General features: G+C 45.8%; 12 protein-coding genes. 11 read left to right on the top strand and 1 reads right to left on the bottom strand.

The features are described from left to right. Positions 1-10: 10 nt before the first annotated feature. The 8 genes from rbfA (at position 11) to V1498_RS14085 (ending at position 8,445) form a co-directional block, all read left to right on the top strand. A complete protein-coding gene (rbfA, locus tag V1498_RS14120; protein WP_409292342.1) occupies positions 11-370 on the top strand; it encodes a 30S ribosome-binding factor RbfA in 360 nt (119 codons plus the stop codon). A gap of 161 nt (positions 371-531) precedes the next feature. Further along, entirely contained in the window at positions 532-1,443 is a 912-nt protein-coding gene (gene truB / locus V1498_RS14115; protein WP_409294339.1) for a tRNA pseudouridine(55) synthase TruB, read from the top strand. Positions 1,444-1,452: 9 nt separating this feature from the next. Continuing rightward, on the top strand, positions 1,453-2,430 hold the full coding sequence (gene ribF / locus V1498_RS14110) for a bifunctional riboflavin kinase/FAD synthetase (protein ID WP_409294338.1): 978 nt from the start codon (positions 1,453-1,455) through the stop codon (positions 2,428-2,430). A 171-nt stretch (positions 2,431-2,601) separates the two neighbouring features. After that, on the top strand, positions 2,602-2,871 hold the full coding sequence (rpsO, locus tag V1498_RS14105) for a 30S ribosomal protein S15 (protein WP_409292346.1): 270 nt from the start codon (positions 2,602-2,604) through the stop codon (positions 2,869-2,871). A 347-nt stretch (positions 2,872-3,218) separates the two neighbouring features. Beyond that, complete coding sequence (gene pnp, locus V1498_RS14100) at positions 3,219-5,345, top strand: polyribonucleotide nucleotidyltransferase (protein ID WP_409294337.1); 2,127 nt, start codon at positions 3,219-3,221, stop codon at positions 5,343-5,345. 119 nt (positions 5,346-5,464) lie between these two features. Then, the gene (locus V1498_RS14095) at positions 5,465-6,424 is read left to right on the top strand and encodes a polysaccharide deacetylase family protein (RefSeq protein WP_409294336.1); all 960 of its coding nucleotides are present in this window, start codon (positions 5,465-5,467) and stop codon (positions 6,422-6,424) included. A gap of 40 nt (positions 6,425-6,464) precedes the next feature. Continuing rightward, a complete protein-coding gene (locus V1498_RS14090; protein ID WP_409294335.1) occupies positions 6,465-7,694 on the top strand; it encodes a M16 family metallopeptidase in 1,230 nt (409 codons plus the stop codon). A 496-nt stretch (positions 7,695-8,190) separates the two neighbouring features. Continuing rightward, complete coding sequence (locus V1498_RS14085; protein ID WP_409294334.1) at positions 8,191-8,445, top strand: YlmC/YmxH family sporulation protein; 255 nt, start codon at positions 8,191-8,193, stop codon at positions 8,443-8,445. Positions 8,446-8,554: 109 nt separating this feature from the next. Here the strand turns inward: V1498_RS14085 and V1498_RS14080 are convergent, their stop codons facing one another. Next, complete coding sequence (locus V1498_RS14080) at positions 8,555-8,890, bottom strand: NIPSNAP family protein (protein ID WP_409294333.1); 336 nt, start codon at positions 8,888-8,890, stop codon at positions 8,555-8,557. Between the two features lie 334 nt (positions 8,891-9,224). Between V1498_RS14080 and dpaA the strand changes: the two genes are divergently transcribed. The 3 genes from dpaA to asd all read left to right on the top strand — a co-directional run bounded on the left by dpaA (position 9,225) and on the right by asd (position 12,044). Then, positions 9,225-10,127, top strand: a complete 903-nt coding sequence (gene dpaA / locus V1498_RS14075; RefSeq protein ID WP_409294332.1) for a dipicolinic acid synthetase subunit A — start codon at positions 9,225-9,227, stop codon at positions 10,125-10,127. After that, entirely contained in the window at positions 10,124-10,723 is a 600-nt protein-coding gene (locus V1498_RS14070) for a dipicolinate synthase subunit B (RefSeq protein ID WP_409294331.1), read from the top strand. Before dpaA ends, V1498_RS14070 begins: the two co-directional genes overlap by 4 nt. A gap of 265 nt (positions 10,724-10,988) precedes the next feature. Continuing rightward, positions 10,989-12,044: an aspartate-semialdehyde dehydrogenase gene (gene asd, locus V1498_RS14065; protein ID WP_409294330.1), complete on the top strand. Its 1,056-nt coding sequence runs from the start codon at positions 10,989-10,991 to the stop codon at positions 12,042-12,044. Positions 12,045-12,073 lie beyond the last annotated feature (29 nt).

Here is a 12,073-nt window from a genome sequence, read left to right as displayed (position 1 = left end):
GGGTGAAAACATGAGCCTACGTGCAAACAGAGTTGGCGAACAGATGAAAAAAGAGCTTAGCGAGATCATCGGCCGTAAGATTAAAGATCCGAGAATCGGATTCGTAACGGTCACCGACGTGGAAGTAACCGGGGATCTGCAGCAGGCAAAGGTATATATTTCTGTCCTTGGCGATGAAGAGCAAAGGCAGAATACATTAAAAGGGCTTGCCAAGGCTAAAGGATTTATCCGTTCTGAAATTGGACAGAGAATCCGCCTTAGGAAAACTCCTGAAATCTTCTTTGAATTTGATGAATCAGTAGATTATGGTAACAGAATTGAAAATCTGCTGACCCAGATTCATAAGGATGAAGGAGCGGACAAAGAGTAAGCTGCTTTACAAATGCAAGAGGCCGGCTCACTTTCTGAGCCGGCCTTTTTTACATATTTTTTTATATAGCACCCATCCTGGCACCCGGACATGTCATGGTAGAGTCCTGGCCGGGTACAATCCTTGTGGGGTGTGTAATTTCTTTAGTGGAGGTAAAAGGATTGGAAGGTATTTTACCGCTTTTTAAACCAAAAGGGATGACATCCCATGACTGTGTTTTTAAACTCAGAAAGATATTGGGCACAAAAAAAGTAGGTCATACAGGGACACTGGACCCGGATGTGACCGGTGTTCTCCCTATCTGTGTCGGTAGGGCAACGAAAATAGCTGAGTATGTAACCGATGCTGGAAAAGAGTATGAAGGGGAAGTCACCCTGGGCTTTTCCACTGATACGGAGGATGCCTCCGGGGAAATGGTGGAAAAGGCAGAGGTTGACAGGGATATTTCAATCGCTGAGATCCGGGATGTGCTTGAGGAACTCACAGGCAAGATCACCCAAACCCCGCCCATGTTCTCAGCGGTAAAAGTGAATGGTAAAAGGCTTTATGAATACGCACGTGCAGGAATTGAAGTGGAAAGGCCGTCCAGGGAAATCTCCATATACAGCCTTAATCTGCTGGGTGAGGATATTGTGAAGAAAGATGGTACCCTGAGTTTCAGGTTCCGTGTCAGCTGCAGCAAAGGCACCTATATCCGAACACTGGCTGTGACAATCGGTGAAAAGCTGGGTTATCCGGCACATATGTCAGATTTGATCCGCACCAGGTCATCTTCATTCACGCTTGAAGACTGTCTTACATTCGAACAAATAGAGGAAAAGCTGGCATTCAATGAACCGGTCCTGCAGCCTCTCGAAGCAGGAATTGCACATTTGCCTAAACTATTGATTAGTGATAAAGTAGCAGAGAAAATTAAAAACGGGGCTGTAATCGAGCAGCCGGCTGAGCTCCAGATAGAAGACGGCCAGCCATTCATTATGATGGACAGCCTTGGACGGGCACTTGCCATCTATCAGCTCCACCCTTCAAAAAAAGGCCTCATCAAGCCGGTGAAGGTACTCAGGATCGATTGAACAACTGTTATGCAGGCACTTGCTAAAGGAAGAGGAGAATGCAAGTTGAAGGTTTATTATCTGGATCATCCTCATCAGTATGATAAAGAAGAATTCCCCCCTCATGTCCTTGCCCTCGGCTTCTTCGATGGAGTCCATCTCGGCCACAGGCAGGTCATCGGGGCGGCCCGGGAGCTGGCAAGGAAAGAAGGCATGCCGCTGTCGGTCATGACCTTTGATCCCCACCCATCCGCTGTCCTTGGGAAAGGGACGAGGGTGATTAAATATATTACACCGCTGCAGGAAAAAATCAAGCTGGTCGACGCACTTGGTGCCGATCAGTTATTCATCGTTCATTTTACCGAAGAATTCGCAAAACTGCTTCCCCAGGAATTTGTGGATCAATACATTATCGGCCTCAATGTGAAACAGGTGATGGCCGGATTCGATTATTCCTATGGGAGATTAGGAAGAGGGAGTATGGAGACCATGCCATTTCATTCACGTAAACAATTCACTGCCAATACCGTTGAAAAGCATGCCGTAAACGGGGAGAAGGTCAGTTCGACCAAAATCCGTGAATTTCTGGCCCAGGGGAGGACTGAAGAACTTCCTGAACTTCTCGGCCGGTTTTATAAGACGGCAGGAACCGTGATTCATGGTGAAAAGAGGGGCAGACAGTTAGGTTTCCCAACTGCGAATATTGCTCTGGGGGAGGATTTCATCTATCCGGCAACCGGAGTGTATGCTGTAAAAGTCCTGCTTCACGGCAGCTCGTATAACGGGGTGTGCAATGTTGGGTATAAACCAACTTTTCATGATAAAAAGCCGGATCATCCGAATGTAGAAGTCCATATCTTTGATTTTGACAGCAGCATATACGGGGAATCGGTTGAAATTGAGTGGCACAGAAGGCTGCGCAGTGAAAAGAAATTCGGCAGCCTCGAGGAGCTCGTTGCACAAATTGCAAAGGACAAAGAGGAAGCTAAGGACTATTTTTCAAAATAATGACTCGAAATCAGGCTGCAGCCGGAAAAATACCGGTTAAACACTTGATTTCTTAGGAGAAATCTTATATAGTATTATTTGTATGAGATGAACCACTACTTGGCAGAGCGAGTCTCCAACGCCTGCTCAGTTTTCGGGGATTTTTACAAAGAATACTTGGAGGTGAACTAGATGGCAATCACTAAAGAACGTAAAAACCAACTGATCGGTGAGTACGCAACTCACGAAGGGGATACTGGATCTCCAGAGGTTCAAATTGCTGTCCTTACTGAAGAAATCAACAATTTGAATGATCATCTTCGCACTCATAAGAAAGATCACCACTCACGCCGCGGTCTTCTTAAGATGGTAGGTCGTCGCCGTAACTTGCTGACTTACCTGCGTAACAAAGATGTAACTCGTTACCGTGAACTAATCAACAGATTAGGATTACGCCGATAATTTACGAAAGAAAGCGGGAACTATTCCCGCTTTTTTGTATATAAGAATTTTTACATACAAAAAAAGCAGTCACGATACATACATATATCCGGAGGAAAGTACACATCCGGTCATGATGTGCCGGTTTATGATAAGCCGGCACAGGGAAAATAATTCCTGAATTATCATAAAGTTAAAGATAATTATTGTTATTCCAGTGTTTTTTCGTGCATAATATGAATAGTTTGTTTTATTTACGCATATGTCACATTCACATATATATACCATTAGCAGGACCCTGTATACATAAGAGCCGGCTAATTGATAAAGAATGTTTTAGTGAGAATTAGAGAGGGGTTTTATACTTAATGGAACAAAATAAACAAACATTTTCCCTGGAATGGGCGGGCCGTCCGCTTACAGTCGAAATCGGCCAGCTGGCCAAGCAGGCAAACGGGGCTGCACTGATCCGTTATGGAGATACGGTGGTACTCAGCACTGCAACTGCATCAAAGGAACCAAAAAGCGTCGATTTCTTCCCGCTGACTGTCAATTATGAAGAAAGGCTTTATGCGGTAGGGAAAATCCCTGGCGGATTCATTAAAAGAGAAGGCCGTCCGAGTGAAAAAGCAATCCTTGCCAGCCGCCTGATCGACCGTCCGATCCGTCCGCTGTTCGCTGACGGCTTCCGTAATGAAGTCCAGGTAGTGAGCATGGTAATGAGCGTTGACCAGGACTGTTCTTCCGAAATGGCAGCCATGTTTGGCTCGTCACTTTCTCTGACTGTTTCGGATATCCCATTTGAAGGACCAATCGCCGGAGTGGTTGTAGGCCGTGTTGATAATAAATTCATTATCAACCCATCCATCAGCCAAATGGAAAAGAGCGACATCAACCTTATTGTGGCTGGAACTAAGGATGCCATCAACATGGTAGAAGCAGGTGCCGATGAAGTACCTGAAGAAGTGATGCTTGAAGCCATCATGTTCGGCCATGACGAAATCAAACGCCTGATTGCTTTCCAGGAAGAGATCGCTGCTGTTGTCGGCAAAGAAAAAACACAAGTGGCTCTTTATGAAGTGGATCAAGACCTCGAGCAGGAAATCCGCAGCCTGTGTGAAGCCGATATCAATAAGGCTGTGCAGGTTCAGGAAAAGCATGCGAGAGAAGATGCAATCAAACAGGTAAAGGACCGCGTTGTAGCTCAATATGAAGAAAAAGAAGCTGATGATGCTGTCATCAAGCAGGTAAAAGAAATACTTTCGAAATTTGTAAAAGCAGAAGTGCGCAGGCTCATCACGGAGGAGAAAGTCCGTCCGGATGGAAGGAACCCGGATGAAATCCGCCCGCTTGCCTCCGAAGTCGGCATCCTGCCCCGCACACATGGTTCAGGACTGTTTACTAGGGGACAAACCCAGGCTCTTTCCATTTGTACGCTTGGTGCCCTGGGAGATGTTCAAATCCTTGACGGCCTCGGTGTAGAGGAATCAAAGCGCTTCATGCACCACTATAACTTCCCTCATTTCAGTGTTGGGGAAACCGGATTCATGCGCGGTCCGGGCCGTCGTGAAATTGGCCATGGAGCTCTTGGTGAAAGGGCCCTTGAACCGGTATTGCCGTCAGAGAAGGATTTCCCGTACACCATCCGTTTGGTTGCAGAAGTTCTTGAGTCCAACGGTTCTACTTCACAGGCAAGCATCTGTGCAAGCACAATGGCCATGATGGATGCAGGTGTGCCAATTAAATCACCGGTTGCCGGTATTGCCATGGGTCTGATCAAATCTGGCGAGAACTATACAGTCCTTACTGATATCCAGGGCATGGAAGACCACCTGGGCGATATGGACTTCAAGGTGGCCGGAACAGCGAAGGGTGTTACCGCCCTGCAGATGGATATCAAGATTGAGGGTCTATCCAGGGACATTCTTGAGGAGGCGCTTCAGCAGGCCAAGCGGGGCCGTATGCATATCCTTGAACATATGCTCACCGCCATTGCTGAGCCGCGTACAGAGCTTTCTCAGTATGCACCGAAGATCCTGACAATGACGATCAACCCAGATAAGATCCGCGATGTTATCGGACCAAGCGGAAAGCAAATCAACAAAATCATCGAAGAAACAGGAGTCAAGATAGATATTGAACAGGACGGAACGGTATTCATCTCGTCCACAAATGAAGAAATGAACCGCAAGGCGAAGCAGATTATCGAAGATATCGTCCGTGAAGTGGAAGTTGGCGCGCTTTACCTCGGTAAAGTAAAGCGGATTGAAAAGTTCGGTGCGTTCGTTGAAATCTTTAGCGGTAAAGACGGACTGGTCCATATTTCCGAACTTGCCGAAGAGAGAGTCGGTAAAGTCGAGGATGTATTAGCCATCGGTGACGAACTCCTTGTCAAGGTCCTTGATATTGATAAGCAGGGCAGGGTCAACCTATCCCGTAAAGCGGTGCTGAAGGAACAAAAGGAACAAAGCGAAGCTGCAAATTCCAATTCATAATAAGGCTGGGGCAACCCGGCTTTTTTTTAGGTTTGTGCGTGTAAGATGGTTCTACTTGTCCCGGCCATTCATAAAATGTGTATAGCACATTTGGAAAATGCTGATGGGGAGGACAAGTGATGAAGTTTGATTCCCGCTATATAATTGCTTTATCTGTCATTTCAGGTATATCATGGATAATAGTTCAAAATCCCATGACCGATTCTTATATCCAGGGAATACGGCCAAATATCCATGATGCCAGACCGGCAGCAGGTTCACTGTATACGGAAATCCAATCCAGGACCAAAAAATTTAATATTCCTGCACAGGATGCCAAAATTGATCCCATTTGGAAAACCATACCGGGATACAACGGGTTGAAGGTAGATCTGGATGCTTCCTATAAAAAAATGAAAAAGGCCGGGAAGTTCGACCGCAAAAAATTGATCTACAAGCAAGTGAGGCCATCCAGGCATTTAAGCGACCTGGCTCCTGCCCCCATATATAAGGCAAATCCGTCCAAGCCTTCTGCCAGCCTGCTGATTAATGTGGCCTGGGGGAATGAATATCTCCAGGATATGCTTGAGGTATTGAAAAAGAATGATGTAAAGGCAACCTTCTTTCTTGAAGGAAGATGGGCTAAAAAATATCCGGACTTGGCGAAGATGATCTGGGAAGGAGGCCATGAAATCGGCAACCACTCCTATTCCCATCCAGACATGGCACGCATCACAAATGGCAGGGCAAACGAGGAAATCAGGAAAACCAACGAAATCATAAAAGCCGTGACTGGAGTGACACCGAGGTGGTTTGCCCCTCCAAGCGGGAGCTACAAGGATGAAACCGTTGATATAGCAAAGGCAAACAAACTCGGGACCATCATGTGGAGCGTGGATACGATTGACTGGCAGAAACCATCGCCAGAAACGTTGATCCGGCGGGTGATGAATAAGCTTCATCCCGGAGCATTCATCCTCATGCACCCAACCGAATCCACAGCACAGTCTTTGGATAAACTGATTAAAAGCATCAAGGCCGAAAATCTGCACTTAATGACCGTTTCTCAGGCATTGAGCGAGAATCGGATCATGCACTGACAAAAAAGTTTTTGCTGCAGCTAGATTAGGAGGAATTATATTGATAAAGAAATATACCTGCCAAAATGGAGTAAGGATTGTACTCGAAAATATTCCTACAGTCCGTTCAGTTGCAATCGGAATTTGGATTAAGACTGGTTCAAGGAATGAAACTCCAGTGAACAACGGGATATCCCATTTTCTTGAGCATATGTTCTTCAAAGGTACTACTGAGCGTACAGCAAGGGAGATTGCCGAATCATTCGACAGCATCGGCGGACACGTCAATGCGTTCACATCGAAGGAATATACCTGCTACTATGCAAAGGTACTCGATAACCATGCAAGCTATGCGCTTGAGGTGCTGTCTGATATGTTCTTTAATTCCACATTTGTGCAAGAGGAGCTTGAGAAAGAAAAGAAAGTGGTTTGTGAGGAAATCAAGATGTATGAGGATACTCCCGATGACATCGTCCACGATCTTTTAAGCAAGGCAGTATACGGAAACCACCCGCTTGGCTATCCGATCCTCGGGACAGAAGAAACGCTTGATACATTTAATGGGGAAAAACTGAAACAATATATCCATGACTACTATACCCCTGAAAATGTGGTCGTTTCGATCGCAGGGAACATAGATGAAGATTTCATTAAAGAAACCGAAAAATATTTCGGCAGCTATACAGGCGGAAAAAGAACGAGTGAAGCTGTCAAAGCCGACTTCCACCAAAACTCTTTCAGCAGAAAGAAAGAAACGGAACAAGCCCATGTCTGCTTAGGCTTCAACGGCCTTCCCATAGGCCATGAGAATGTCTACAGCCTTGTAACGCTGAACAATATCCTGGGCGGAAGCATGAGCAGCAGGCTCTTCCAGGAAGTGAGGGAGCAGAGGGGCCTTGCCTATTCTGTCTATTCATATCATTCAGCTTATCAGGAAAACGGCCTTGTCACGATTTATGGCGGAACAGGGGCAAACCAGCTGAATGTCCTTCTTGAAACCATCCATGAAACGATTGGCAAGCTCAAAGCGGAAGGCATTACAGGGCGTGAACTGCGAAACAGCAAAGAGCAGCTGAAGGGCAGCCTGATGCTGAGTTTGGAGAGCACAAACAGCCGCATGAGCCGCAACGGGAAAAATGAGCTGCTGCTTGGCAGGCACCGTTCACTTGATGAAATTGTAGAAGAAATCGATAGTGTGACAGAAGAAAAAGTAAATGCACTGGGCAAAGAAATTTTCAACGATGAATATTCCCTGGCCGTTATCAGTCCGCTTGAAGACTGGACTAAGTAAGACCCTGAGAAACAGACTTGTTCTGTTTCTTTTTTTTAGGTTGTTTTGGCATATATTGTGGCTATTGGATAAGAAAGTTGATTTCCGCTGCAGGCACTCCACCAGCGCGGGGCGGGCAGTCTTTGGGAAGCGGTCTTCTTCCCATGGACTGATTGACTTAAGACTTGCGGGTTGAAAGTCCCGCGCCTCCCGCTCCAATCAAATTTGTCTAATAATTAAATCTCCTTACAAAACTCATCAGACAACAACAATCTTTTAAAAAGAGCCTATTTTTTGACCTAGAAAGGTAAACATCCGAGTGCCCGCCAATAGGGTGTCCCATGCTGCCTCCTGTTCCATATTGGTCCGGACTGGGTGATTTGCCTGTGAATCCCCATTTAATACCCACAGTCCCGCTCCTACACGTGAAATAAGTAAAAAAATCCTTTCCTCTGCTTCTATTAAGCGATGTCAGATGATATAGATGTAGTAATGGGACAATTCGGAGGTGCCGCCTATGAGGCTTAGTGAATTAAGCGGGAAAGAAATTGTTGACGTGAAGCGAGCAGAGAGGCTGGGAGTGCTTGGACAGACGGACCTGGAGATCAATGATAAAGGCCAGATAACAGCCTTGATTATTCCGAGCGTCAAATGGTTTGGGTTTAAAAAGAATGGCTCGGAAATCAGGGTACCCTGGAACCATATTAAAAAGATCGGGACAGATATGATCATCATTGATATTCCGGAGGCAGGACCGGGTCAGGATGAATGATCATTGGATGATGCAATCATCAAATAGTTAATCACAAAAAAGCTCAGGGCTGACGCCCTGAGCTTTAAGTCTGTAAGAAGATATTCATTGCTTTTACTGCCTACAGACGTTAAACAGTGGATACTAGCTCCTCATTTTTCATTTCAAATATGTAATTTTTCTGTATAAATTCTTTTCCTCCATGTTTTCTATACCAATCCTTAATACGTTCGAGATGAGCTTTATCATTCCGGATTTTATCTTCGATTTCTAAATATGCGTCATAACTTTCATATTCCCATATAGCAAAAATTTCAACAGTTCCATCATCATTATCCTTCATCCAGCGGCCGATCAAGCGGGATCCGTACTTTAATTGATTAGGCAGGTTCGTGTTGATGAAATGATTATTAAAAATCTCTGCAAACTCACTTTTCACTATGTACTGCTTTCTTCTGTAGAACATAGATAACCTCCTATTACCTTAGTCTGATGTAATTTTATCCAATTGATCTCCCTTATCACTTTAACATAAATTACCTTTTTCGAGTCGCTAAGGCGGTATGAATAGCGTAGTAATAATAAAATCTGCTGAGTGTTATAAAAAATCACAGGTGATCCTAAATCTGTTTCTTCTTTAGCCGGATGCAGCCTATCTAAACCGCCTTCTGTCAGCCAAACGGCCATTCACCACCTGCAGCCGGCCCTCATACTATAAAGAGGCACACCATCCAATCCTGGCTATGGCGATACATAGTCAGCAGGCCATGCCCATTTCCATAAAAGAAGGTGACATTTGAATGCTGACAGGCATACAAATTGCTGTCATAGGCGGCGATGCAAGGCAGCTTGAAGTTGTTAGGAAATTGACCCAGCTTGATGCGAAGCTGTGGCTTGTCGGGTTTGAACAGCTCGATCACGCCTTTACCGGAGCCGTAAAGGAAAAGCTGGATGAACTGAACATGCAGGAAATCGATGCCATCATCCTCCCGGTGCCAGGGACCAATGCCGAGGGGGATATTGAGACCATCTTTTCAAGTGAAAAAGTGAAATTGACCGAAGAAATCTTAAAGAAAACACCAGGACACTGCACCATTTATTCGGGGATTTCAAATCAGTACTTAGACCGGGTTACCCAAAACGCAGAACGGAAGCTTGTTCAGCTTTTTGAACGTGATGATGTGGCGATTTATAACTCGATACCCACCGTGGAAGGGACCATCATGATGGCCATCCAGCATACAGATTATACGATTCACGGCGCAAATGTAGCGGTGCTGGGTCTTGGAAGAGTCGGTATGAGTGTGGCAAGAACCTTCCATTCCCTGGGTTCCAGAGTAAAAGTGGGAGCCAGGAAAAGCGAAGATTTGGCGAGGATAACCGAAATGTCACTCCAGCCCTTTCATATAAGAGATCTGGAGCAGGAAATCAAAAATATAGATATCTGCATCAATACAATACCTCATCCGGTTGTGACAGCGGCGGTGCTTGCCAATATGCCGTCACACACACTGGTGATTGACCTGGCTTCAAAGCCCGGGGGCACTGATTTCCGCTATGCGGAAAAAAGAGGGATCAAAGCCCTGCTGGCTCCGGGACTGCCTGGGATAGTGGCGCCAAAAACCGCAGGCCAGATACTGGCGAATGTGCTGGCACAGCTCCTTGATGGAGATCTTAAACAGAGGAAGGGGAATGCACCATGAGTCTAAAGGGAAAACGAATCGGATTTGGTTTGACCGGATCACATTGCACATACGATGCTGTCTACCCGGAAATAGAAAAACTGGTGAAGGAAGGAGCAGATGTTATTCCCATTGTCACGAACACTGTCCAGTCAACTACTACGAGATTTGGAGCTGGCGAGGATTGGGTTGCAAGGATCGTAGAACTTACAGGGAATGCAGTCGTCGATACAATCGTCAAAGCCGAGCCTCTGGGACCAAAATTGCCGCTGGACTGCATGGTCATAGCCCCCTTAACCGGAAATACCATGAGCAAGCTTGCAAATGCCCAGACAGATTCCCCTGTCCTGATGGCGGCGAAGGCAACGATGAGGGGCCACCGTCCGGTGGTGGTCGGCATATCCACGAATGATGCACTCGGACTTAACGGAGTCAATTTGATGAGGCTGATGAGCACAAAGGATATTTACTTCATTCCCTTCGGACAGGATGATCCGGTTAAAAAGCCCAATTCTATGGTAGCAAGAATGAGCGAGCTGAGGGAGACCATGATCCACGCCATGAAAAAAGAGCAGATCCAGCCGGTCATCATAGAAAGGTACAGGGACGGGGAATAGTAATACAGCGTTTATAAAAGGGATGGGTAATTTTAATGAATTCTGTAAAGGGAATGCATCATTATGCCAGGCTGGTTGCAGCGTGCACTTCTCGCTGGTAATCAGCCTTCCCGTTCTACAGCAAAGTTTCAGAAAACAACTTTAATCTATTATCTTTAATGCGTTATTATGATAAAATGAACATGTTTATTAGACTATCTAAACAAGAAATATTACAATAACATTTAAAGACTTTATCTTATAGGATTTAATGGAGGGCTTTTACATGGGGGAAGCAAAAGGTTTGAATGTAGCAGTTGTAGGAGCGACAGGCGCAGTTGGCCAGCAGATGCTCCGTACTCTTGAAAACAGGGATTTTCCGATAAAAAATTTACTCCTGCTGTCATCAGCGAGGTCTGCAGGATCAAAGATAACGTTTAAGGGCAGGGAATATGAAGTGCAGGAGGCTGCACCTGAAAGCTTTGAGGGTATAGATGTGGCATTATTCTCGGCAGGAGGCAGTGTTTCCAAGGCACTTGCACCCGAGGCTGTGAAGCGCGGTGCCGTGGTCATAGACAATACGAGCGCATTCCGCATGGATGAAAATGTCCCGCTTGTGGTTCCTGAAGTAAATCCGGAAGATTTGAAGAATCATAACGGAATTATTGCAAATCCAAATTGTTCGACCATCCAGATGGTTGCGGCCCTGCAGCCGCTCCGGAGGGAATTTGGCCTTTCCAAGGTTGTTGTTTCCACATACCAGGCGGTTTCTGGTGCCGGAGCTGCAGCGGTCAGCGAAATGAAAAGGCAGGCTCGGGCTATCTTAGAAGAAGAAGATTTCACGCCTGAGATCCTTCCGGTTGGCAGCGATGACAAAAAGTATCAAATTGCTTTTAATGCAGTACCGCAAATTGACAAATTCCAGGATAATGGATTTACATTCGAAGAAATGAAAATGGTCAATGAGACTAAGAAAATCATGCATCTTCCTGAGCTGAAGGTAGCTGCTACCTGTGTGCGGCTTCCGATTGAAACAGGGCATTCTGAATCGGTCTATATCGAAATCGGGAAAAGCGGTGTGACAGCAGGGGACATCCAGCAGCTCCTGGCAGATGCACCGGGCATAGTGCTCGAGGATGACATCAGCGGGCAGGTTTATCCGATGCCTGCGCACAGTGTCGGCAAAAATGAGGTTTTTGTAGGCAGGATCAGGAAGGATCTTGATGAGGACAAAGGTTTCCACCTCTGGATCGTGTCTGACAACCTTTTAAAAGGTGCTGCCTGGAATTCAGTCCAAATTGCAGAAACTATGCTTGAAATGGAATTGCTGAAGAAGAAATAAAGGTCTGGTTAAGCGAGCCTTCCCAGCTT

Origin of the sequence: Paraperibacillus marinus (assembly GCF_046237605.1) — a bacterium.
Lineage (GTDB): Bacteria > Bacillota > Bacilli > Bacillales > DSM-1321 > Paraperibacillus > Paraperibacillus marinus.
This window is presented reverse-complemented; position numbering and strand designations above follow the sequence as displayed.